The sequence below is a fragment of the Curtobacterium sp. BNK-1 genome, assembly GCF_048685235.1.
GTDB classification, from domain to species: domain Bacteria; phylum Pseudomonadota; class Gammaproteobacteria; order Enterobacterales; family Enterobacteriaceae; genus Pantoea; species Pantoea agglomerans.
The window spans coordinates 2,816,953-2,838,807 of the sequence record NZ_JBLQTJ010000001.1; the positions used below are offsets into that span (position 1 = coordinate 2,816,953).

Sequence of the window (21,855 nt, forward strand, 5' to 3'; positions counted from 1 at the left end):
CCCGGGAGAACGAATGGACGTTTTAGCGCTGGAAGCGTTTCTGAATCAGATGAAAAGTCTTCCACAGCCACGTAAAACGGAAGCGAATATTTTTTCATCAGGTGCCCGCGGGCACTATGAAAATCCGGTTAGCGATGTACTGGCCTTCTTTCTCGATCCTGACGGTGGTCATGGGCTGGGGCTGCTGGCGGCAGAGGCGCTGTTCAGCTGCCTGGGGATGGCAGACACGTTCAACACCGAATTGTCCGCACCTCCTCAGCGTGAGGTCAGCACTGAAAAAGGGAACCGGATCGATATTCTGCTTGAGGGTGATGAATGGGTGATGGTCATCGAAAACAAGGTCTGGCATCTGCAGAATAACCCCTTCGACGATTACCTCACGTGCCTGCAACAGGAGGCGTATCAGGGCAAAACGCCCCTTTGCGTAGTGTTATCACCCAACGGTTCTGCGCCTGAAGGATGGGTTGGGGTAAGTTATCGTCAGCTTACCGGTGCCTTGTCATCGCGGATCGGGGAAGCCTACATGGCTTCATCATTAAATAAATGGCTGGTCATACTGCGCGAGTATGTCCTGCATCTGGAGTTACTTGTGAGCCACCCTGCTGTTACATCTGAAACCGAAGCATTTGTTCTGACGAATCTCCAGCGCATTGCAGAAATGGAAGAGCTCAAGAAAACTGTCATTAAAACGTTGTCCGGAGAATGTCAGCGTTATCTCACTGAGCACTTCAGCGATCAGGGCTATGAGATTAAAGTCCGTCTGACTAACTGGTACGGCTTTCCGGTGTTGCGCTTTAAATGTTCCCACTGGCTGTCACCATCGGATGTGGTTCTGTATCTGAACGGAACGGTGGATGAGTGGTTTGAAGTGATCACTTACGCCTGCGATCTTGAAAATGAGCCGATGCGTGAAAGGGCGATCGCGATGCTCAACGTCGAGGGGAGTGAGGAAGAGTATGAGGAAGAAGCTAACGGAAGAATTTTGGGTTTCTTTTCCTGCCATGCCTCGCAGGAAACACCTAAATCTGAGTTGCTTTCGGATCTGGCAAAGCGGATGACGTTACTGGATAACTTTGAGCGTGAGCACCGCTGACCCCTGTGGGCCTGAGGAAACCCCGGCCTATTTTTCGTCAGGGTTTAATAGGCATCGGATGAATAACAGTGTGGCACCGGCTCAACGCTCATCAATTTGCTTTGTGATTTTACTGACGTAGCATTACTGGATGGGGCACGGAGGACTATAACGTGCCTTGCCCGGATACGTTTTCAAATGATGCTTTGAAGATGGCGCAGGGCTTATTTCTTTAAGTTTTATATTTCTTACATGGAGAATGTATGGGGTTGTTCACCTTAGAAGAGCAGGAATTTCGGGCAGTTTCGAAAACGACGTTTGTGCGCGAATCAATTCTTGAACGCAGAGATATCCAGTCGGCCTTAGCCAGAAAGATCAGCCATTTTGTTCCTGACTGCATGGTCATTCAGGAAGAGTTTAATAACTGGGAGGACAGTCAGCGCAGGATCGATTTGCTCTGCATCGATAAAAATTTCAATCTGGTCGTTGTTGAGCTCAAACGTGATGAACAGGGCGCCCATATGGAGCTTCAGGCAGTAAGGTATGCTGCTATGGTTTCGCAAATGACTTTTCATGAAGCTGCTGAGTGCTACCAAAAATATCTCGAGAAAGAAGATGTCGAGAAAAATGCAGAGAATGAAATCCTCAATTTCTGTGAGAGAGAAGAAAACGAAATCGCTGACTTTAATACCCAAGTACGGATTGTATTAATATCAGCTGATTTCTCTAAAGAGATCACGAACACAGTCCTGTGGCTTAACAACAATGGCCTTAATATCAGCTGTTTCAGGCTAAGTCCATATCTTCATCTAAACAAGCTGCTGGTGAATTTCGAACAAATAATCCCGTTGCCAGAGGCAAAAGATTTCCTTGTCCGACAAAAGCGCAAAGAAATAGAAGCCATGAAGGCAAATGAAAAATCGGAGAAAGATTACTCTAAATTTGTCTTTAAAGGCGCTATATATAATAAGCGTAACCTGGCTTTTGAGCTAATGAGCGACTGGATATCGGAGAATGAGCCTGAGAATATAACTTCTGTTGTATCGATCTTTGGAAAGGATATTCATCGCAGTCTTATAAAATCGGAACCCGACGTAACTCAGTCACGGCGAAAGCGTTTTCATGAGGCGTCTGTTGAGCTCGCCTCCGGTGAGACGGTGCTGATTACCAACCAATGGAGTATCGGCTCTATACAACGACTGATTACAAAATTTGAAACGTTTGGTTATAAAATAATCGCGCAACGTCCTGAATAAACTAAATGAAGGCATGGAGCCAATATTGGCATCAGAAACACCTGCTGTATAAACCTAATGTTCAGCTGAAGTATGTATGATCTGATCCCCTAAAACTATGGTGCTAAGCTGAAAGCAATGTGCGCTCCTGGCCCTAGCAATTAGCAGGTTAGGCACAAAAGGCACCCATGATCTTGCCTTGGAAGCTGTAGTGCCCCCTATCCACGACTCGGAAGTGTCTGGATTACTCGTGGCGATTCATTAGGCAACTCCAGCCTAAGCGCTACCTCTACCAGACATATCTGGCCTACATGGAGGCCAACGGCTATAAGAGTCCGATTAATATCAAGATGTTTGGTTTGTCGCTTGAGAGCATCATGCGGGAGTACGGGCATCACAACCGGAAGCGACGCACGAAGCTAGGCATGCAAACCAACCTTGACCTGACGAAAGAAAGCAGCAGCGATTGGCTGCCCAAATGCGACGATCCCACAGCGACCTGACTGACCTGAACCGGCGAAAGCCGGTTTTTTTACGCCTGAACTTCACCGGTGATGAATGATATCCTTCACCCTTCACCTGCCCTCCACCCAATATCTTATTGTTTTTATTATACAAAAACAAAAGGTGAACAGTGTGAAGGATAAATCCAAAAAAAAGTTTTTTTCGGTAATATGGGAAATATGATTTTTTAACATTAGGAATATCAGTGGACACTACCAAAAATTTTATTCTGGACGGACTCGCAAATTTTGGACTGAGTGACTTACCAGGAAGACCTTACGACAGTGCGTTTGAACTTCTGGCTTCGCCGCCTGCCCGAAAGCGCCTCATTATGATGGGGTTCAATGGCTCGTCAGTGGATGCACACATGACTAACTCTCTATCCATCATTAAGGATTTTGAGTCGCCTTACATATCAAATATTCAGAAAGGAACCGAAGGTGAATGGGGAATCACTCATTTGGCGAAACGGTTACAACAGATTCCAGCTGAGTTGGGTTATAACTGGCAAGATGTCATTTATACAAACGCTCTAATGATGTGCTCTGTAAACGCTGCTTCACTAAAAAATGAGGCCCTCAAAATTAATCAAACGCTTGAGGGTCTGATAAAAAATTCGATGGGCTTTTTTGAGGATGTGACGCTCCCTTTGAGCAATCCAGATATGATTATTGCTCACAGCAACGGTCTGTCTTCCCTGTCCGCAGCAAGCCTTTTACTGAAACATTTTGGCGACAAAAATACGCTCAAATATTCTCACCCAAAGGGTTATTACACCACTTTCGCCTTTCTCGCCAGATTCAAAGATCGAAGCATACCGGTAGTCTGTATTCGGCATATGTCGCGATTCAAACCTCAACAGGAATACATCAAAACAGCGATTTCTTTGATGGGGTAATGAGACCAAATACGAAACGTAATCCACTATCGTTTTTTGACATTGGTATACGTTTAGGTATACCCATGAAATATGAATTAGATAAAAATAAACAATTTCATGGCATTAAGAGATTTATTCAGATTCCGCCACCCACCAAATTCTTGGTTGATGGTTACCAGAACCATCATCGAAGTCCTGAGAGCCCGCAAGTTGAAAGCCTTGCGGGCTTTTAATGCTTTTATTCCCCCTCTCCCCATATAGCTAACAATGAAGTGTTAGCGCTTTTTAATGTCATATAGATTTGTCATGTAAACCAATAGTTTGCCTAAATCATTAGAAGTATTTAGAATATCCTGCATGATTGATTAAAGTATCTATGGAAGAAACAGGCTTAAATTTTTTAACTAAGCAACTGTTTCAGTGGAGGAAATCACATGCCGCGCAATCTGGCCCCCGCTTACTGTGTAGTTCAACAACCTGGCAACCTCGGATTCCAGGCAAGAATGCTTTTCAATGACAGTAACTCTGAAGCAGCACGTCTCTTTATGCAGACCAATGCCGACACTCCCTGGTTGAGTCCGGGTCAGATAGTTATAGTGGCTGACCCTGCTTCTTCACAAACTACGCAAATGTTGAGCACATTAAGGCAGGCCAAACAGAAAACCAATATGGCGTTTGTTGGAGTAACTCCTGACGAAGCGAGTTTCATGCAGCAGCATTACGGTTTGATCGCTGCACTGACTACTGCGGGAGATAAAGTCTTTGGCACTATTGGTGACGTTGGTGAGAGATACTTTTCAGAGATCGAGAATACCCTCAAAAAAATAGAAGTCAGTTACCAAAACCAGTTCCGTACTCAGGGAACACTGATTAGTCAGCAATTCTACGCAGAGCGTAACCAACTCTTTAATCAGCTAAAAGAACTTGTGAACAAACCACTACTTAAATCATTGATACGTTATGCAGTTAAGTTAAAACCTTACGAAGACATGCGAAGAGCACTAAATTTATCCAGCCGCTCCATAGTACATGAATGGTCTACAGTGGGACTGGCAGGGATCCCAGGTTATTCAAGTTATGTAGGCAATGCAGCGAAAGCGGCAAAGTTCTTGAAATCAGGTGGTTACATAGGAATGGGGTTTGCCTTTGCTGGAACCACCAATGACGTAGTCAATGCCTGCGTTAAAGGACGTGAGAGCGAATGTAAAAGAACCGCATTCAAAGAGTATGGTAAGTTTGGGGCTTCGACCTTAACGGGTGTTGGAGCTGGTGCAGCCGGTTCTTTAGCAGGCGTAGGTATATGCGCAGCAATAGGGATCGCCACGGCAGGAACCGGTGCGGTAGTCTGTGCTGCTGTTGGCTCAATAGCTGCGGGATATGCTGGAGCCAAAGCTAGTGAATCTGCAATGGATACAATCTATGAATACATGGGAATTTGAAGAATGAAATCGGCCATAATGGTTTTAATCATGCTTCCGTTGGTTTGCTTAGTGGTAAGTGTTTTTTTGTATCTAATGAACAGGTCTCGCTACAAGGAATTGATCTCAGACTTCCAACAACAGCATACACTGCCCACTCCTTACTTGTTGCACTGCAATATGGGGTATATAGGTTCACCTCTAATGACCTATTTTTTTATGCGATTAAAAAAAAATAAAAAAATTTTCTTTTTAAACAGGAACGACAATGCTTATAGATTTGCACATGAAGGTCAAAATCTAAAAAAAATAAACAACTTAAAACCATTATATTATACATTTTTATTAGGGTTTTTCTGTTGCTTTTCACTTTCCATTATTGCACTACTGATCAAAGCTCAAATAATTTGATCATGTTAATAAAACATTCAGATAGATAATTTTCTATACCATATTTTATGGTTAACCTTAAAATTAGATTGTATAGTTAATTCTGTCTCTGGATTAAAACCGGGCGGGCATACGCTTTTAAAGCATATTGGAAAATCACCCCAGGAACTTCATGAAAGAATTATCCAATCCAATGGGGTATTGGATCTATCTGGTTCGTTCTCGTCGCTGGAGATTGCCGAAGCAGCCATATCAAAGGCACTTCATAATAATCGTGAATGGATAAAACTATGGGCTGCAAGTAAACCACGACATAACATGACGATAAGTTACGATGTGGATAAAACCGTTGGTTATGTTGTTCAGAAAGGGAGCAACACTGCGTATAAAGCAACTAAAATCAGAGTTGCGCTGAAGTATCAGACTTACAATAACAAACCTTATTATATAATCACTTCTTTTCCAGATAAGTGAGTTGATCATGAGCCGCGCACCTCTTGCTCCAAACTTAGATTTATGCATTGTTGGAACACTGAATCAGGACTTCGACGTTATCACTGGCGCTGATACGATGGATGGTGCCATTGATGTAGTCGTTGACGAAGCTTCTCCAGAAGAAAGATGTGATTTACGTAAAGAAATTACTGACTTTCTCAAGCTGTCAGAAGAAGAGATAAAGGAAGAGTTTTCTCAGCGCTGGCAAGATATTTCACCTGATTACGCCAGCAGTTTTTTGCTCTATTTCCTTGAAAGCATCAAAAGATACGATGAAAGATGATGTTGCGTGCGCGCCCATTCGTGAACTGATTGGTGGGTTTGACCTTCGATGTTGCTGTACCTGTTGCTCTTTCTCTGGGGGCTGGAGCAGTTAGAGTTGCAGCCATTCGGACAGGACGCATCAAACTTATTCAACATGAATCAGTAACTGGTAACACGCCCGGAGGCCATGCAATTTTAAAGCATATTGGTAAAACACAGCATGAATTAGCAGCCCGGTTAAAAAGCACAGAAAATATGGCTCGCCCGCCAAATGCCATTAGCTCTTTCACCAATATAGATCTGGCCGAAAAGTCAGTATCCGATGCCATAAAAGTAAATAAAGAGTGGATAAAGATTTGGGCGGCAAACAGACCAGGACATAATTTAAATATCAAATATGACACCGGGAAAGCCATTGGTTACTCCCTGTTCAGGGGTAGTCAAAAACTGACTCCGGCAACGAAAGTCAAAGTTGTTCTTAAATATGAATTGTACAACGGCAAGCCTTACTATATTCTGACTGCATTCCCGGAGGTGTAAATTATGCTACTCACTACTAATATAGATATTCTGATTGAAGGGACATTAAATCAGGACTTTGACTTTATTACAGGTGCTGACACCATTGATGAAGCTATTGATATTTACACAGCTGAATTAACACTCCAGGATCGTGAAGATCTAAAAAAAGAAGTGATGAACTTTCTGACATATGACGATGAAATGATAAAATCAGAGTTCAGAGACAGGTATATTAACGCCTTTGCACCGGAAGATGGTAAAGGGTTGCTTCTGAGAATACTCGAAAGCATCAACAAGCATAGTGACCATGGCAATCCCTTATAAACGAGCATCGCTGTTCGATGGAGGGTTACCAGAACTTTGTCGAACTCCTCAGAGCCCGCGAGATAAACATGCTGCGGGCTTTTTGTGTCTGTGCAGCCCTGCGGCCTTCCGTGCGAATGCGCTTCAGGCATGTATATCAACATTTTCTGCAACGTCATTACTATACTTCCGCCTCCCCACTCCCCCTTTACAGCCCCAACCCAAACACGAAATAATACCCCTCTACGCCGGGCCACAACGCCCTGCCAACGCTTAAACTCAAACTCAACTCTGCGGACAATTTATGAATAACGAAATCTCTCTCAAATACTATGATGTCGCAGATGAGTACGCGACGGAGTCCGCTAAGCCGGTGAGCGAAACTGAACGTACCCCACTGGCGCATTACTTCCAGCTGCTGATCACCCGTCTGATGAACAACGAAGAGATCAGTGAAGAGTCGCAGCAGGATATGGCGCGTGAAGCGGGTATCGATGAGCAGCGTATTGATGAGATTGCCGAGTTCCTGAACCGCTGGGGCAACGAGTAACAGACGCTCACCGGCAGTCGAGCTTTGCGCAGTTCGCCGGTTAATCTGCCTGACTCAACAACCTGATTCGACACAGCGCCGGTATCCCCACAATAACGCCCAGTGCTGACAGCCACGTGTATCACGTGGCTGATATCCGTTCCCTTCCTGCCGACCCATCTTCGTTTTTATCTGCCGCTACACACACTCCATCACACTCGCCTTCATCCGCCACAAAGCCCCCTTCCGCCGCTCACCCTCTGGCGCACCTGAAAATTATCATCCAGACTTATATAGTCTGCGCAGGCATTGTGTTTTACACTGCGCGCTGTAAAAAACTGAGTAGATTAAGCAGGCAAAAATGGCGATGAACGGAACGATCACAACCTGGTTTGAAGATAAAGGTTTTGGCTTTATCAAAGATGAAAACGGTGATAACCGCTATTTTCATGTGATTAAGGTCGCCAATCCTGATCTGATCAAGAAAGATGCGGCGGTGACGTTTGAACCCACCACCAACAACAAGGGCTTATCCGCCTATGCGGTGAAGGTCGCGCCGACAAGCAAACACATCTATATCGCAGGCGAGCGGCTGAAGATCACCTCGATTAAGTCTTATCTGGTCTACAACGAAGAAGTGCCGGTCGATGCCGGTGTCGATAAAGAGAACGCGGTGTTGTCAGTGGGCCTGTTGCTGAATAATATCCGGCCGAAAACTGACCCGAACGCCAATGAGATGCGCTCGCTGAAAAAGCTGGCGGTCACCACCTTCCAGGGTACGACACTGATCTTCTCTGAAGATGAGATCGACATTGAAAGCACGGTTAAAGTGCTTAATGGTCTGAAGTAATCCCGCAGGCGGGCCGAAATTCTGTTGGCAGGATTTCGGCCTTCAGCCTCCTGCCAGCCTGCTATTCAGGCACATTTTTCTGACACGAAATCCCCGCCCACAGGGCTGATACATAACAAAGCGCTCCTCTGGCGGATAAAACCGCACTGCACTCCCCTCTAATCCATTGTTTATGATAAAACAAAGGTCAAAAGCGCAGCTCATCAAGGTTCATCCCCACAAAGCGACTTTCCAGGGTAGAATTAGAAACTTTGTTCAGTCATTGCCAATGTTTTCCATCATCGCAAAGTGATACGAAAAGCGGGTGAAATAAGGTATAAAGCCGCATGAAAATCCCAAACAGAATCCAGCCCCTGGTCGATGACGGCCTGATTGACGATGTCCTGCAGCGGCTGAAAAGCGGCAAAGAAGCAGACGTCTATACCGTGCTATGCGGCGGCAAGGTGCAGTGCGCCAAAGTCTATAAAGAAGCGACCCAGCGTAGCTTCAAGCAGGCCGTGCAGTATCAGGAAGGTCGTAAAACCCGTAACAGCCGTAACGCCCGCGCCATGCAGAAAGGCACAAAGTTCGGCCGTAAGCAGCAGGAAGAGTCCTGGCAGACCGCTGAGGTAGATGCCCTGTTCCGCCTGGCGAACGCCGGTGTTCGCGTGCCACAGCCTTATCTCTGCATCGACGGTGTGTTACTGATGGAGCTGGTGACCGATGCCAATGGCTCGGTCGCGCCACGTCTCAGCGATGTCTCTCTGTCTGAAGAGCAGGCGGTGACGGATTTCCACACCATGATCCGCAACATCGTTCGTATGCTCTGTGCCGGTATCGTTCACGGTGACTTATCCGAGTTCAACGTGCTGCTGGATGACCAGGGGCCGGTGATTATCGACCTGCCACAGGCGGTCGATGCGGCGGCCAATAACCATGCCGAGTCGATGTTCGAACGTGACGTGGACAACATCACCTCCTACTACGGTCAGTTCGCTCCGCAGCTGTTGAAGACGCGCTACGCCAAAGAGATCTGGCTGCTCTATGAAGATGGTAAACTCACCCCGGAAACACCGCTTACCGGGAAGTTTGTGGAAGAGGAGCGCGTAGTCGATATGGATTCTCTGATGGATGAGATCATCACCGCAGAAGATGAATATTACGAGCGCCAGCGCGCCAGCCGTGAGCGCGACGAAGAGTAACTGCATCAATAAAAAAAGGCAGCGAGTCGCCTCGCTGCCTCTCACTTACCGCACTATCACAACGCCATCACCGCACGATGACCGTCAGCGCAATCAGAGTTAAGCCGATGATCATCACGCCGACAAAGACCTTATCGAGCCTGCCTTTTTTCATCTTCTCCTCCCTAGAACCACTGACCAAAGCGACGGATATAGAATCGTTTCATGCCCTGCGCCACCAGGCAGTAGCTGAACAGCGTCAGCACCAGCCACGGGAAATATTGCCATGGCAGTGGCACCAGACCGACCATCGCACCCAGCGGTGAGAACGGGATCAGGATGCCCAGCGCCATCACCGCCAGCGTAGTCAGCATCACCGGTAAGGTGGCGCGACTCTGGATAAACGGAATCTTCCGGGTACGCAGCATATGCACTACCAGCGTCTGTGACAGCAGCCCCTCAATAAACCAGCCGGACTGGAACAGCGACTGCACGCCTGCATGGTTAGCGCCGAAAACAAACCACATCAGCGCAAAGGTGGTGACGTCAAAAATTGACGAGGTCGGGCCCATCCACAGCATGAAACGCTTGATGTTGCCGGCATCCCATTTACGCGGCTTATTCAGAAACTCACGGTCAACCTTGTCCCACGGCAGCGCCAGCTGGGAAACGTCATACATCAGGTTCTGAATCAGCAGATGAATCGACAGCATCGGCAGAAACGGAATAAAGGCACTGGCCACCAGCAGCGAGAAAACGTTGCCGAAGTTGGAGCTGGCGGTCATGTTGAGATACTTGATGATGTTGCCAAAGGTCTCGCGTCCTTTGAGTACACCCTCATTCAGCACCTGTAAATCTTTCTCCAGCAGGATGATGTCCGATGAGGCTTTCGCCACATCCGCCGCGCTGTCCACGGAAATCCCGGTGTCGGCTGCCCGCAGCGCAGGCGCATCGTTAATGCCATCGCCCAGGAACCCGACGGTGTGACCGTTCTGCTGCATCAGCCGCACCAGACGGGATTTCTGCAGCGGCGTCAGCTGAGCAAACAGGGTGCAGCGCTCGGCTTCCTGCGCCAGCTCATCATCGTTCATCGCCTCAATCTGATCGCCGGTCAGCATCGCCGGATCGGTCAGCCCGACATCGGCACAGACCCGCAGCGTCACCAGCGGATTGTCACCGGTCAGCACTTTCACCGTCACACCGCTGTCGCGCAGGGCTTTAATCGCTTTGCCCGCGCTGGCTTTAGGTGGATCGCGGAAGGTCAGCATTCCCTGGATAATCAGATCGCGCTCATCACTGTCGCTGAGCGGCGCGTCTAGCTCGCCATCACGGGTTGCCACCAGCAGCACGCGATAGCCCTGCTGATGATAGTGTTCGGTCTGCGCCAGCAGCGCCGCGCGCTGTGCTGCATCCAGTGCGACCACCGTGTCACCCTGCCGCACGGCAATGCTCACTGCCAGCATCTCTTCCACTGCGCCTTTACAGATCAGTTGTGAACGATGCTGAGTCAGATCCTCCACCAGCACCGACACCCGACGGCGGGTAAAATCAAACGGCAGCTCATCGATCAGCTGGAACTGGCTGCGCTGAGACTGTGAAATGACCTTGTCGCCCGCGCAGAGTAAGGCGCGATCCATCAGGTTTTTCGCGCCACTCTGGCTGCCGCTGTTGATCCATGCCAGCAGCAGCACCTGTGCATCTTCGTTGCCCCGCGCATCCAGATGATGCGCCAGCAGGATGGTGTCCTGGGTCAGCGTGCCGGTTTTATCAGTGCAGAGCACATCCATCGCGCCGAGGTTCTGAATGGCGTTGAGCTTTTTAACGATCACTTTGCGGCGTGACATCGCAATCGCGCCCTTAGCCAGGTTGGCGCTGACAATCATCGGCAGCATTTCCGGGGTCAGTCCGACCGCGACGGCCAGTGCAAACAGCGTGGCATCCATCCAGTCGCCTTTGGTGAAGCCGTTAATCAGCAGCACCACCGGAACCATCACCAGCATAAAGCGGATCAGCAGCTTGCTGACGCTGTTCACCCCGCGGTCAAAGGCGGTCTGCGGACGGCTTCCGGTCAGCGATGAGGCCAGGGAGCCGAACCAGGTTTCGCCGCCCGTCGCTACCACGACTGCGCTGGCTGTGCCGCTGGCCACGCTGGTGCCCATCAGGCAGATATTCGGTGATGCCAGCCGCTCCTGGGCGGTCTGACCTTCGGCATCGATACCCGCATCGCTGCTCTGCTTCTCAACCGGCAGCGACTCGCCGGTCAGTACTGCTTCACTGATAAACAGATTACGTGAACTCAGCAGGCGGACATCGGCAGGCACCTGATCACCGGTGCTGAGCAGAATGATATCGCCTGGCACCAGTTCACTCATATCCACATCCTGGCGCTGTGCGGTTTCGCTGCCCGGCTCACGGCGCAGCACGGTGACCTGGCTGCGCACCAGTGACTTTAGTGCCTGCGCCGCACGGTTGGTGCGAAACTCCTGCCAGAAGCGCAGCAGCCCGCTCAGCATCACCATGGTGAAGATGATGATGACGCCGGAGAGATCGGTCTCCTGACCGGCGCGCAGCGGCAGAATATAGTCGGTAAACAGGCTCACCAGCGCCAGGACCAGTAATACGTAGATAAACGGGTTATTAAACGCCATCAGCAGCTGAATCAGCGCGGGTGGCGCTTTCTCATGCGCCACTTCATTACGGCCATACAAAGCCAGTCGTTTCGCCGCCTCAGCCTCAGTCAGACCCTGACGCTGACTGCGCAGGTTCGCCAGCGTCATATCAATGTGCTGGTCTGCCTGCTGCGCCACAGCAAACATTTTTTTACTTTTTTTATCATTACGGTTGCCGGATGAAGTGATCGCAACCTGTTCCAGTTTCATGTCGCTCATTTCGACATCTCCCTGATTTAAAGCAATAGTTGTCCTGCACGGGAAATAACGTGCATGGATAAAACCTGGCGTGGCCGGGTTATTTAATGGGGTGACTTTCAGAAACTGTCAGGTTATTCCGCCTGCACACAAAATAATGACGCGCACAGGGTTACCTGACGCCGGTTATACGCGGCGTTTTAAAAGTCTGATATCAGCGATTGGGCGCAGCCTGGGCTACGCCAGACGGGGCGGAGGAAAAAGAGCGAATATAAACAGCAGCATAACGCGCACTCCTGGTGATAGCAGGATTAAAAATAAGGAGCGCGATCGTTAATTAAAGCGGGGATCGCTGCTCGCCGGTTGGCAAGCAGCAGAGGAAACTCAGCTTGCCAGAATAAAGGTTAATCTCGGGTGACTGTCCAACTGAATTCTCCTGAAGTTATCTGCCGCCATTATAAAGAGAGGCCGGCGTCGGTAAAGCAATAACGTATTGAATAACGGTTTCGTTGAGGATTTGTTTCTGCTCAGGTTGCCGCTTCGGTAACAGCGTGGCGATCTTCTTATAACCTCCAGGTAATGCTTATAACCTTTTGGCATATGATTAGCCCATATTCGACTATTCTTCGCATCGGCCCTTTCGTAAACTCGCGTAACTTTTTAGAGGCAAGGAAATTTCATGAAAACTATAATTCCATCACTGCTGGCGCTGACGCTGGCTGCCGCCTTCACAGCCCAGGCCGCAACACCAAAAGATACGCTGGTGATTGCACAATCAACTGACGACGCAGACAGCTTCGATCCGGCCAAAGGGTTTGAACTGACCAGCGTTCAGGCTTTTACGAACATCTATCAGCGCCTGGTACAGTCTGACCCGCAGAATCCGGTGGATCTGAAACCTACGCTGGCCACTTCGTGGCAGCCAGGCAGCGACAACCGCAGCCTGACCTTTGAACTGCGCAAAGATGCGAAATTCTCTACCGGCAACCCGCTGCGTCCGGAAGATGTGATCTTCTCACTGGGCCGCGTGGTGAAACTGAACCTCGATCCCTCTTTCATCCTGACGCAGCTGGGCTGGACCAAAGATAACGTCGATGGCTTCCTGAAAAAAGTCGACGACAATCATGTGCAGATCAGCTGGACCGCCAACGTCAGCCCGACCTACGTCCTGAGCCTGCTCTCTGCCCCGGTTTCATCGATCATTGATGAAAAAACCGCGATGGCGAATCAGAAGAACGGCGATTTCGGTAACGCCTGGCTGGCTACCCACTCGGCGGGCAGCGGCCCGTATCAGATCCGCAAAGTGGTGATGCATCAGGTGGTACTGCTCAGCGCTAACCCGACCTCACCAGCGGGCGCGCCAAAAATGAAGAACATCCTGATCAAGAACGTGCCTGAACCGGCGGCGCGTCGTCTGCTGCTGGAACAGGGTGATGCCGATATCGCCCGTAACCTGGGTGCCGATCAGATTGCTGCGCTGAACGGCAAACCGGGCGTGAAGACGGAAGCGATTCCAATGGCGTCGCTCTACTACATCCAGTTCAACATCGGCGCGAACGAGACGATGAAGAACCCGGCCTTCTGGGAAGCAGCACGCTACCTGTGGGATTACAAAGGCATCGCCAGTGAGCTGCTGAAAGGCCAGTTCGACGTGCATCAGAGCTTCCTGCCTAAGGGCTTCCTGGGCGCGATCAACGACACGCCATACAGCTACGATCCGGAAAAAGCCAAAGCGATTCTGAAGAAAGCGGGCCTGAACAACGTCACCTTCAAGCTCTCCACCAGCAACCAGCCGCCTTATCTGGATATCGCACAGGCGCTGCAGGGCAGCTTCGCCAAAGCGGGCGTGAAAGTGGAAGTGGTGCCGGGTCTGAGCTCCGAAGTGTCGACCAACGTGAAAGCGCATAAATATGAAGCGACGCTGAACGCCTGGGGCTCCGACTACTTCGATCCCAACACCAATGCCGCCTCGTTTGCTTACAACCCGGAAGATGGCAGCAAAACCATCGCCTTCCGTTCAGACTGGCACATTCCTGAGCTGAACAAGCAGGTGATTGCGGCGACCGCCGAGAGCGATCCGAAGAAACGCGTGGCGCTGTATGAAGCGATGCAGCGTGAAGTAATGAAGAACTCACCGTATGTGATTGGGATGCAGGCGAAGAACCTGATCGCCCTGCGCGACAACCTGAAAGGCTATGTGCAGGGCATTAACCCTGACATGGTGTATTACTCGCAGGTCACTAAGTAATGGCACAGTCTGTTCCTTCAGCCGGGTTCGCCCGGCTTTTTTGGCAGCGTGGCGGGCGCCTGATCGGTAGCGTACTGTCGCTGCTGGTCACGCTGCTTGGCCTGCTCGCCTTCACCTTTATGCTGTCGCATCTCTCGCCGATCGATCCGGTGCAGCAGATCGCCGGCGATCACGCCAGTGAAGCGACCTATGAGCAGGTGCGTCATGACCTGGGTCTCGACCAGCCGGTGCTGATGCAGTTCTGGCGCTACGTCGAACATCTGGCGCAGGGCGATCTGGGTGTCTCCCGCCTCACTAATCAGTCGGTGAGCGGTGACCTGATGACCACCTTCCCCGCCACCATCGAGCTGGCGACCTGCGCGATGATCTTCGCAGTGGTGTTCGGCGTGACGCTGGCGCTGCTGGCTGCCTGGAAACCGGGCAGCTGGATCGATAATCTCGCCCGCTTTGTCTCGCTGCTGGGCTACTCGGTGCCGGTGTTCTGGCTCGGCCTGCTGGGCCTGCTGCTCTTCTATGCGGTGCTGCACTGGTCCGCCGGACCGGGACGGCTGGATGATATCTGGGTCTACACCCTGGAGCCGAAGACGGGCTTTGTGCTGATCGACAGCTGGCTGTCGGGTGAACCAGAGATGTTCCGCAATGCAATTGCGCACCTCTGGCTGCCGGTGGTGATCCTCGGCCTGCTGGCGATGGCGGGCATTACCCGCCTGCTGCGTGCTGCGCTGCTGGAAGAGAGCAGCAAAGAGTATGTGGTGCTGGCGCGTGCTAAAGGCGCGGGTCGGGTGCGCATCCTGCTGCGCCATATCTTCCCCAACGTGCTGGGCACGCTGGTCACGGTGATCGCCCTCTCCTACGCTACGCTGCTGGAAGGCTCGGTGCTGACTGAAACCGTCTTCGCCTGGCCAGGTGTGGGTCGCTATATGACCAATGCGCTGTTCTCCGGCGATGTGCCGGCGATTCTGGGCTCAACCCTGTTAATCGGCAGCTGCTTTATCCTGATTAACACCCTGGCGGATGTTTTAACCTGGTTAACCGATCCGAGAACCCGATGACGCAACAACTCTCTGAACTCGAAACGCTGCGACCACGCCGTCGCCGTCAACGCGTTACCTCGTTAACCGTTGGGCTGACGCTGGTGGCGATTCTTATCCTGATGGCACTGCTGGCGCCGCTGATTGCGCCGTTCGATCCGAACGTGCAGACCATGTCGAGCCGTCTGCTGGCGCCGTCGGCACAGCACTGGTTCGGCACCGACGGCTTTGGCCGCGATCTGCTGTCGCGCGTGATTTACGGTGCGCGTCCGACCCTGCTGCTGGTGTCGCTGATTCTGGTGCTGACTATTCCGGCCGGGCTGCTGATCGGCATCACCGCCGGTTACTTGGGCGGCTGGACCGAACGCCTGCTGATGCGCATTACCGATATCTTTCTGTCACTGCCCAACCTGGTAATCGCGCTGGCGCTGGTGGCGATTCTCGGCCCTGGCCTGATGAACGGCGCGCTGGCACTGGCACTGACCAGCTGGCCGCCGTTTGCCCGTCAGGCACGCGCTGAAACCCTGGCACTGCGCCGCAGCGACTACCTTGCCGCCGCGCGGATGCAGGGGATTACGGGCTTTCGCCTGATGTTCGGTCATATCCTGCCGCTCTGCATGCCGACGGCGGTAGTCCGCGCCGCCCTGAGCCTGGGCGGGATTATCCTGGCTGCGGCCGGACTCGGTTTCCTCGGTATGGGCGTTCAGCCGCCGACGGCGGAATGGGGTTCGATGGTGGCCGAAGGCAGTAAAGTCATTTTTGATCAGTGGTGGGTTGCTGCTGCACCGGGCGCGGCGATTCTGTTTGCCAGCCTGGCCTTTAACCTGACAGGCGATGGCCTGCGCGACCGACTGGATACCCGTCATGCAAAATAATCTGCTCCATGCCGAGGGGCTGACCATTCGCAGCGACGATGCGCTGCTGGTCGACAACATCAGTTTTTCCGTGGGTCGCGAGCGCGTGGCGCTGGTCGGTGAGTCCGGTTCCGGCAAGTCACTGACCGCCCGCAGCCTGATGGGCTTACTCTCGCCCGCGCTGCATCTGCAGGCCAGCCAGCTCCAGGTGGCCGGTGAAAATGCGCTGACGCTAAGCGAGCGTCACTGGAACCAGCTGCGTGGTAACCGCGTGGCGATGGTGATGCAGGACCCGAAGTATGCCCTTAACCCGACGCGCACCATTGGCTGGCAGGTGGAAGAGCCGCTGATCCTGCATCGCCGCCTGAGCCGTGCCGAGCGCAAAGAGAAAGTGTGTGAAATGCTGGATGCGGTCGGCCTGCCCGATCCGCGTCGTCTGATGCAGCAGTATCCGCATCAGCTCTCTGGCGGCATGGGCCAGCGCGTGATGCTGGCGATCGCCCTGATTACCGATCCGGACTTCCTGATCGCCGATGAACCGACCTCCGCGCTGGATCATGCCATGCGCGATCAGGTGCTGGCGCTGATCCGCGGTCTGGTGGAGGCGCGCAACATGGGCCTGCTGCTGATCAGCCATGATTTGCAGCAGGTTTCAGAACATTGCGAGCGGGTGATGGTGATGTATAAAGGCCGGTTGCTGGATACGCTGCCCGCCGCCGATCTGCCGCACGCTACCCATCCCTACACCCGAACGCTGTGGGCCTGCCGTCCGGGTAAAGCGACCCACGGACAGACTTTACCGGTGCTGGACCGCGCTGCGCTGGAGGCGAATGATGATTAAGCTGCAGAATCTAAGCGTCGCCCACAAACAGGGTTACGAGCTGCGCACCGTGGTGCATGAGGTTAACCTGGAGGTTAACGCTGGCGAGTGTTTTGGTCTGGTGGGTCCGTCAGGCTGCGGCAAGTCGTCGCTGCTGTGGGTGCTGGCAGGTCTGAACCCACACTGGCAGGGTCAGATGCAGCTTGCCGGTCACGAAGTTCAGCCGGGTAAAGCTTTCACCGGCGCGCTGCGTCAGGAAGTGCAGATGGTGTTTCAGGATCCCTATGCCTCGCTGCATCCGCGTCACCGGCTGCGTCGCACGCTGGCGGAGCCGCTGAAGCTGCTGAAACGCGACAATATCAACGATCGTATCGATCAGGGCTTCCGTCATGTCGGACTCGATCCCGCCCTGGCGGATCGCTATCCGCATCAGCTCTCCGGCGGTCAGCGTCAGCGCGTCGCCATCGTGCGCGCCCTGCTGCTGCAGCCGAAGATCCTGCTGCTGGATGAGCCGACGTCGGCGCTGGATATGTCAGTGCAGGCGGAGATCCTCAATCTGCTCAACGATCTGAAACAGCAGGATGGCCTGACCATGGTGCTGGTGAGCCACGATCCCGACGTGATCGATCACATGTGCGATCGCGCCGTGCACATGTCGCAGGGTCGCATCATCGAACAGATCTCTGCCTGAAATCAGGCCGGACGGCGTTCACCTGCCGTCCGGCGCTGCTGCATCCGCCTCGCCTTTCTGTAACATCCCCTTCTTCCACCTTCAGTCTCATCCTCTCTATTGCCAGAACGGCGCGCTGTTCTCTTCCTCTGAGACATTTGATTGCCACGCAACGCTGTAAACCTTTACAGACTGAAGCAGGCACGCGAATGCGACAGCGCAAAACGCAGCGGCTGGCTGATGCGGTATACTCGCGACCATTATTTCATGAGAGGAAAAGGCAATGACGGTAAAACTGCGTCCGCTGGAACGGGAAGATCTGCACTTTGTCCATCAGCTGGATAACAACGCCAGCGTGATGCGTTACTGGTTTGAGGAGCCGTATGAGGCGTTTGTGGAGCTGTCCGATCTCTACAACAAGCACATTCACGATCAGACCGAACGTCGCTTTGTGGTGGAGCACAGCGGGCAGAAAGCGGGATTAGTGGAACTGGTGGAAATCAACCATGTGCACCGCCGAGCCGAGTTTCAGATCATTATCGATCCGGCCCATCAGGGCAAAGGACTGGCAACCCAGGCGGCAAAACTGGCGATGGATTACGGCTTTTCGGTGCTGAATCTCTACAAGCTCTACCTGATTGTCGATCAGGAGAACGAAAAAGCGATCCACATCTACACCAAGCTCGGCTTTGAGATCGAAGGCGTGCTTAAACATGAGTTTTTCATCAACGGGGAGTACCGCAACACCATCCGCATGTGCATTTTCCAGCATCAGTATCTGGAACGCCATAAAACGCCAGGCGGAATGGTGAAGCCGACCGCGCAGTAATCAGCCGCGCGCGCCAACCGGGTTCATAAAGGGACGCGGGTGTTCAGGCTTAAGGTCGTACATGCCGCCATAGAAGGGATCGACCAGCAGCCAGCCGGGGAATCCACCCAGCGGGATATTGCCCAGCAGATACCACAGGTTAGCGCGAGCCTCGATAGGCACCGTGACCGGCACGTAGCCCGGGCTTTCCAGCATCAGCAGATAGTGCTTTTTGCCGAAGTAGCGGCCGGTAGATTTTTCCAGTTCAACGGTCTGCGGCGTGAAACCCTGCGCAACCGCATAGCCACGCTCATCCTGCACGGTAAAGCGCGCGCCCTGCGGCAAGGAGTCGATGCGCACCAGTTGGGTTTCATTGCCGACAATGGTGGCACAGCCGCTAAGCAGCAGCGCGGCGGCCAGGGCCAGAATTCGCTGTTTCATGAAGGGGTCCACAGAGTGATCAGTGATCAGAGTGTAGACCGCCCTCTCCGCCTCAATCGGGCTATCATCGCCCGATTCAGCCAGCTTATTGCGGTTGACAAGCGCGGGCGATAGCCGCGATGTCGTTGGGTGAGGTGCGACAGCAGCCGCCAATCAGCTTCGCGCCCGCCTGCTGCCACTCTGCCAGTTTGTCATGCAACGTGCAGCCTGATGGCGCTGAGTGCCAGGTTTTGCTGCTGGCATCATACTGCTCGCCAGAGTTGGGATAGACCACCAGCGGCTTGTCGGTCAGCTTCTGCAACTGCTGCAGCGCAGGCGTCACGCTCTCAAGTGCCACACAGTTGATTCCCACCGCTACCACCTGTGGCTGCTGATTCAGCCAGCTCACGACGTCTGACAGCGGCGTGCCGTCGCTGATGTGTCCGGCGTCACGCAGGGTAAACGAGAACCAGGCGCGGCCTTCAGGAAATTCAGCCAGTAGCTTCACCAGCGCCTGCGCTTCGGCAAACGAAGGCAGGGTTTCGCAGGCCAGCAGATCGGCACCCGCCGCCAGCAGCGCCTGTACGCGTGGGCGATGAAACGCCATCATCTCCGCTTCCGGCAACGCATAGTCGCCGCGATATTCCGAACCATCCGCCAGGAAGGCGCCATAGGGACCGACCGATCCCGCTACCAGCAGCGTTTTTGCGTCGGGCCGGACCGCCAGATAATCGTGACGGGCGCGTCGCGCCAGCTCGACGCTCTGAGCGATCAACGCCAGTGACTCCGCCTCATCAAGGCCACGTGTGGCAAAGCCCTGCGGCGTGGCCTGGTAGCTGGCGGTAATGGCACAGCGCGCGCCAGCGACAAAATAGTCGTAGTGCACCTGATAGATCAGCTCAGGATTTTCCATCAGCACCTTAGCTGACCATAACGCATCGGCCAGATGACAGCCGCGGGCTTCCAGCTCGGTGGCCAGGGCACCATCCAGAATCAGCAGTGGCGACTCCGTTAAAGCCTGCGCGACAGGGTTATACGACATCATTGGCCTCCTCAGGCTTCGGGGATGATTTGTGGGTCAGATGGTAAGCGGCATAGCAGAACAGCACAAACGGGATGCCACACCACAGCGCGATACGCTGAGTCGGATCAAACGCCAGACCGACACAGGCCAGCAGGCAGAGCAGGAAACCCAGCACCGGCGTCAGCGGATAGAGCGGCGCACGGTAGGCCAGATCGGCCAGCGATTTGCCCTGCTGAAGATGACGACGACGGAAAACAAAATGCGAAGCGCAGATGCTGAGCCAGACGGCTACCACCGCAAAGCCGGAGATGGCCGACAGCGCCACAAACACCGTGTCGGGCGCGACCACGCTGGAGACCAGTGCCAGCAGACCACCCACCATGCTGACGGTGATCGCCAGCATCGGCACGCCGCGCTTGTTCACCCGGGCAAAGGCGCGCGGCAGCGTATTTTCATTGGCCAGCGACCAGAGCATCCGCCCGGAGGCATAGAGTCCGGAGTTGGCCGCAGACAGGATAGCGGTCAGAATCACAAAGTTAATAATGTCAGCCGCCCACGGGATGCCGATCTTTTCGAAGACCAGCACGAACGGGCTTTTCACGATACCCGCCTGATCCATAGGAATCAGCGCCGCCAGCACAAATACCGTGCCGATGAAGAAGATAATCAGCCGGGCCACGGTAGTACGGATCGCCAGCGGCAGCACTTTCTCCGGCTGCTGGGTTTCACCGGCCGCAATACCGATCAGCTCGGTGCCGGAAAAGGCGAAGTTGACTGCCACCATGGTCATCAGAATCGGCAGTACGCCGTTGGGCAGCCAGCCGTGCGCCGTCAGATTGCTCAGGCCCGGTGCGGGCGTGCCATCCTTCATCGGGATAAACCCAAACATCGCCGCACCCCCGAGCACGATAAAGGCGACGATCGTTACCACCTTAATCAGCGAGAACCAGAACTCCCCTTCGGCGAAGAAGCGGGTTGAGATGACGTTCAGCAGATAGATGGCGCAGCAGAAGACCAGGCACCAGATCCACACCGGGATCTGCGGGAACCAGTACTGCATACAGAAGCCCGCCGCCGTCAGGCTGGAGCCAAGGGCGACGGTCCAGGTGAGCCAGTAGAGCCAGGCCACGGTGTAGCCGGTTGCCGGGCTGAGATAGCGTGCGGCATAGACGTGGAACGCGCCGGTTTCCGGCATCGCCACGGAGAGTTCGCCCAGACAGACCATCACCAGCCAGACCACCAGCGCGCCAATCAGATAGGCGAGCAGCGTCCCCGCCGCCCCGGTGGTTGAAATGATGTAGCCGGTGTTAAAAAACAGGCCGGTGCCGATTACGCCGCCCAGCGATAACATCACCAGATGGCGCACTTTCATGGTGCGTTTAAATTGTTCCTGCGAGGGAGTTGGCTGTTCGCTCATCACTTTTATCCGTATGGACGTCTAAACATCTATAATGGACAGTTTTATACGCGTCACAGCCGGTAATTGCAACG

General features: G+C 53.0%; 23 protein-coding genes. 18 read left to right on the forward strand and 5 right to left on the reverse strand.

Annotated elements, in window-relative coordinates; all coding sequences use genetic code 11:
- Window positions 1–13 precede the first annotated feature (13 nt).
- The 12 genes from ACMGGP_RS13240 (at window position 14) to ACMGGP_RS13295 (ending at window position 9,643) form a co-directional block, all read left to right on the forward strand.
- Window positions 14–1,093: a PDDEXK-like family protein gene (locus tag ACMGGP_RS13240; RefSeq protein ID WP_498798526.1), complete on the forward strand. Its 1,080-nt coding sequence runs from the start codon at window positions 14–16 to the stop codon at window positions 1,091–1,093.
- Between the two features lie 242 nt (window positions 1,094–1,335).
- Window positions 1,336–2,328, forward strand: a complete 993-nt coding sequence (locus ACMGGP_RS13245) for a hypothetical protein (protein WP_498798527.1) — start codon at window positions 1,336–1,338, stop codon at window positions 2,326–2,328.
- A gap of 239 nt (window positions 2,329–2,567) precedes the next feature.
- The gene (locus tag ACMGGP_RS13250; protein WP_498798719.1) at window positions 2,568–2,810 is read left to right on the forward strand and encodes a winged helix-turn-helix domain-containing protein; all 243 of its coding nucleotides are present in this window, start codon (window positions 2,568–2,570) and stop codon (window positions 2,808–2,810) included.
- 206 nt (window positions 2,811–3,016) lie between these two features.
- Window positions 3,017–3,709, forward strand: a complete 693-nt coding sequence (locus ACMGGP_RS13255; protein WP_498798528.1) for a hypothetical protein — start codon at window positions 3,017–3,019, stop codon at window positions 3,707–3,709.
- Between the two features lie 416 nt (window positions 3,710–4,125).
- Complete coding sequence (locus tag ACMGGP_RS13260; RefSeq protein ID WP_498798529.1) at window positions 4,126–5,130, forward strand: hypothetical protein; 1,005 nt, start codon at window positions 4,126–4,128, stop codon at window positions 5,128–5,130.
- A gap of 462 nt (window positions 5,131–5,592) precedes the next feature.
- On the forward strand, window positions 5,593–5,973 hold the full coding sequence (locus tag ACMGGP_RS13265) for an RNase A-like domain-containing protein (RefSeq protein ID WP_498798720.1): 381 nt from the start codon (window positions 5,593–5,595) through the stop codon (window positions 5,971–5,973).
- Between the two features lie 7 nt (window positions 5,974–5,980).
- The gene (locus tag ACMGGP_RS13270) at window positions 5,981–6,277 is read left to right on the forward strand and encodes a contact-dependent growth inhibition system immunity protein (RefSeq protein ID WP_031292167.1); all 297 of its coding nucleotides are present in this window, start codon (window positions 5,981–5,983) and stop codon (window positions 6,275–6,277) included.
- A gap of 32 nt (window positions 6,278–6,309) precedes the next feature.
- A complete protein-coding gene (locus ACMGGP_RS13275) occupies window positions 6,310–6,798 on the forward strand; it encodes an RNase A-like domain-containing protein (RefSeq protein WP_498798530.1) in 489 nt (162 codons plus the stop codon).
- A 3-nt stretch (window positions 6,799–6,801) separates the two neighbouring features.
- A complete protein-coding gene (locus tag ACMGGP_RS13280) occupies window positions 6,802–7,104 on the forward strand; it encodes a contact-dependent growth inhibition system immunity protein (protein WP_010672164.1) in 303 nt (100 codons plus the stop codon).
- A 283-nt stretch (window positions 7,105–7,387) separates the two neighbouring features.
- The gene (locus ACMGGP_RS13285) at window positions 7,388–7,633 is read left to right on the forward strand and encodes a YmjA family protein (protein ID WP_089415022.1); all 246 of its coding nucleotides are present in this window, start codon (window positions 7,388–7,390) and stop codon (window positions 7,631–7,633) included.
- Window positions 7,634–7,973: 340 nt separating this feature from the next.
- On the forward strand, window positions 7,974–8,462 hold the full coding sequence (locus ACMGGP_RS13290) for a cold-shock protein (RefSeq protein WP_498798531.1): 489 nt from the start codon (window positions 7,974–7,976) through the stop codon (window positions 8,460–8,462).
- A 326-nt stretch (window positions 8,463–8,788) separates the two neighbouring features.
- The gene (locus ACMGGP_RS13295) at window positions 8,789–9,643 is read left to right on the forward strand and encodes a PA4780 family RIO1-like protein kinase (RefSeq protein WP_010257738.1); all 855 of its coding nucleotides are present in this window, start codon (window positions 8,789–8,791) and stop codon (window positions 9,641–9,643) included.
- A gap of 67 nt (window positions 9,644–9,710) precedes the next feature.
- Here ACMGGP_RS13295 and mgtU read toward each other — a convergent pair whose 3' ends face one another.
- Together mgtU and mgtA are read right to left on the reverse strand one after the other, a co-directional pair.
- The gene (mgtU, locus tag ACMGGP_RS13300) at window positions 9,711–9,797 is read right to left on the reverse strand and encodes a magnesium transporter protection protein MgtU (protein WP_369334668.1); all 87 of its coding nucleotides are present in this window, start codon (window positions 9,795–9,797) and stop codon (window positions 9,711–9,713) included.
- Between the two features lie 10 nt (window positions 9,798–9,807).
- A complete protein-coding gene (gene mgtA / locus ACMGGP_RS13305; RefSeq protein WP_498798532.1) occupies window positions 9,808–12,510 on the reverse strand; it encodes a magnesium-translocating P-type ATPase in 2,703 nt (900 codons plus the stop codon).
- A 658-nt stretch (window positions 12,511–13,168) separates the two neighbouring features.
- Here mgtA and ACMGGP_RS13310 point away from each other — a divergent pair.
- From ACMGGP_RS13310 to speG, 6 genes are all read left to right on the forward strand, one after another.
- Window positions 13,169–14,737 (forward strand): ABC transporter substrate-binding protein, encoded by a 1,569-nt coding sequence (locus ACMGGP_RS13310; protein WP_022624076.1) that lies wholly within the window; start codon window positions 13,169–13,171, stop codon window positions 14,735–14,737.
- Complete coding sequence (locus ACMGGP_RS13315) at window positions 14,737–15,789, forward strand: ABC transporter permease (protein ID WP_010257745.1); 1,053 nt, start codon at window positions 14,737–14,739, stop codon at window positions 15,787–15,789. The genes ACMGGP_RS13310 and ACMGGP_RS13315 overlap by 1 nt, the downstream gene beginning before the upstream one ends.
- On the forward strand, window positions 15,786–16,643 hold the full coding sequence (locus ACMGGP_RS13320; RefSeq protein WP_424998447.1) for an ABC transporter permease: 858 nt from the start codon (window positions 15,786–15,788) through the stop codon (window positions 16,641–16,643). The genes ACMGGP_RS13315 and ACMGGP_RS13320 overlap by 4 nt, the downstream gene beginning before the upstream one ends.
- Entirely contained in the window at window positions 16,633–17,463 is an 831-nt protein-coding gene (locus tag ACMGGP_RS13325; protein ID WP_031594057.1) for an ABC transporter ATP-binding protein, read from the forward strand. The genes ACMGGP_RS13320 and ACMGGP_RS13325 overlap by 11 nt, the downstream gene beginning before the upstream one ends.
- Complete coding sequence (locus ACMGGP_RS13330) at window positions 17,453–18,133, forward strand: ABC transporter ATP-binding protein (protein ID WP_250489370.1); 681 nt, start codon at window positions 17,453–17,455, stop codon at window positions 18,131–18,133. Before ACMGGP_RS13325 ends, ACMGGP_RS13330 begins: the two co-directional genes overlap by 11 nt.
- A 262-nt stretch (window positions 18,134–18,395) precedes the next feature.
- Window positions 18,396–18,941 carry a spermidine N1-acetyltransferase gene (gene speG, locus ACMGGP_RS13335; protein ID WP_003850356.1) on the forward strand — a complete coding sequence of 182 codons (546 nt, stop codon included), beginning with the start codon at window positions 18,396–18,398 and terminating at the stop codon, window positions 18,939–18,941.
- On the opposite strand, the gene ACMGGP_RS13340 is transcribed toward speG, so the two are convergent.
- The 3 genes from ACMGGP_RS13340 to mmuP all read right to left on the reverse strand — a co-directional run bounded on the left by ACMGGP_RS13340 (window position 18,942) and on the right by mmuP (window position 21,781).
- Window positions 18,942–19,361 (reverse strand): hypothetical protein, encoded by a 420-nt coding sequence (locus tag ACMGGP_RS13340; protein ID WP_010257757.1) that lies wholly within the window; start codon window positions 19,359–19,361, stop codon window positions 18,942–18,944.
- An 85-nt stretch (window positions 19,362–19,446) separates the two neighbouring features.
- Window positions 19,447–20,385, reverse strand: coding sequence for a homocysteine S-methyltransferase (gene mmuM, locus ACMGGP_RS13345; protein WP_498798533.1), 939 nt, complete (start codon window positions 20,383–20,385; stop codon window positions 19,447–19,449).
- Entirely contained in the window at window positions 20,372–21,781 is a 1,410-nt protein-coding gene (gene mmuP / locus ACMGGP_RS13350; RefSeq protein ID WP_033758676.1) for an S-methylmethionine permease, read from the reverse strand. The genes mmuM and mmuP overlap by 14 nt, the downstream gene beginning before the upstream one ends.
- Window positions 21,782–21,855: the final 74 nt, after the last annotated feature.

What these genes read in the sequence shown, in the direction of transcription:
- ACMGGP_RS13290 (WP_498798531.1), top strand. Translation starts at nt 7,974, where the DNA reads ATGGCGATGAACGGAACGATCACAACCTGGTTTGAAGATAAAGGTTTT.
- ACMGGP_RS13285 (WP_089415022.1), top strand. Translation starts at nt 7,388, where the DNA reads ATGAATAACGAAATCTCTCTCAAATACTATGATGTCGCAGATGAGTAC.
- ACMGGP_RS13320 (WP_424998447.1), top strand. Translation starts at nt 15,786, where the DNA reads ATGACGCAACAACTCTCTGAACTCGAAACGCTGCGACCACGCCGTCGC.
- speG (WP_003850356.1), top strand. Translation starts at nt 18,396, where the DNA reads ATGACGGTAAAACTGCGTCCGCTGGAACGGGAAGATCTGCACTTTGTC.
- ACMGGP_RS13315 (WP_010257745.1), top strand. Translation starts at nt 14,737, where the DNA reads ATGGCACAGTCTGTTCCTTCAGCCGGGTTCGCCCGGCTTTTTTGGCAG.
- ACMGGP_RS13245 (WP_498798527.1), top strand. Translation starts at nt 1,336, where the DNA reads ATGGGGTTGTTCACCTTAGAAGAGCAGGAATTTCGGGCAGTTTCGAAA.
- ACMGGP_RS13330 (WP_250489370.1), top strand. Translation starts at nt 17,453, where the DNA reads ATGATGATTAAGCTGCAGAATCTAAGCGTCGCCCACAAACAGGGTTAC.
- mmuM (WP_498798533.1), bottom strand. Translation starts at nt 20,385, where the DNA reads ATGATGTCGTATAACCCTGTCGCGCAGGCTTTAACGGAGTCGCCACTG.
- ACMGGP_RS13270 (WP_031292167.1), top strand. Translation starts at nt 5,981, where the DNA reads ATGAGCCGCGCACCTCTTGCTCCAAACTTAGATTTATGCATTGTTGGA.
- mgtU (WP_369334668.1), bottom strand. Translation starts at nt 9,797, where the DNA reads ATGAAAAAAGGCAGGCTCGATAAGGTCTTTGTCGGCGTGATGATCATC.
- mmuP (WP_033758676.1), bottom strand. Translation starts at nt 21,781, where the DNA reads ATGAGCGAACAGCCAACTCCCTCGCAGGAACAATTTAAACGCACCATG.
- ACMGGP_RS13295 (WP_010257738.1), top strand. Translation starts at nt 8,789, where the DNA reads ATGAAAATCCCAAACAGAATCCAGCCCCTGGTCGATGACGGCCTGATT.
- ACMGGP_RS13240 (WP_498798526.1), top strand. Translation starts at nt 14, where the DNA reads ATGGACGTTTTAGCGCTGGAAGCGTTTCTGAATCAGATGAAAAGTCTT.
- ACMGGP_RS13260 (WP_498798529.1), top strand. Translation starts at nt 4,126, where the DNA reads ATGCCGCGCAATCTGGCCCCCGCTTACTGTGTAGTTCAACAACCTGGC.
- ACMGGP_RS13325 (WP_031594057.1), top strand. Translation starts at nt 16,633, where the DNA reads ATGCAAAATAATCTGCTCCATGCCGAGGGGCTGACCATTCGCAGCGAC.
- ACMGGP_RS13310 (WP_022624076.1), top strand. Translation starts at nt 13,169, where the DNA reads ATGAAAACTATAATTCCATCACTGCTGGCGCTGACGCTGGCTGCCGCC.
- ACMGGP_RS13340 (WP_010257757.1), bottom strand. Translation starts at nt 19,361, where the DNA reads ATGAAACAGCGAATTCTGGCCCTGGCCGCCGCGCTGCTGCTTAGCGGC.
- ACMGGP_RS13280 (WP_010672164.1), top strand. Translation starts at nt 6,802, where the DNA reads ATGCTACTCACTACTAATATAGATATTCTGATTGAAGGGACATTAAAT.
- mgtA (WP_498798532.1), bottom strand. Translation starts at nt 12,510, where the DNA reads ATGAGCGACATGAAACTGGAACAGGTTGCGATCACTTCATCCGGCAAC.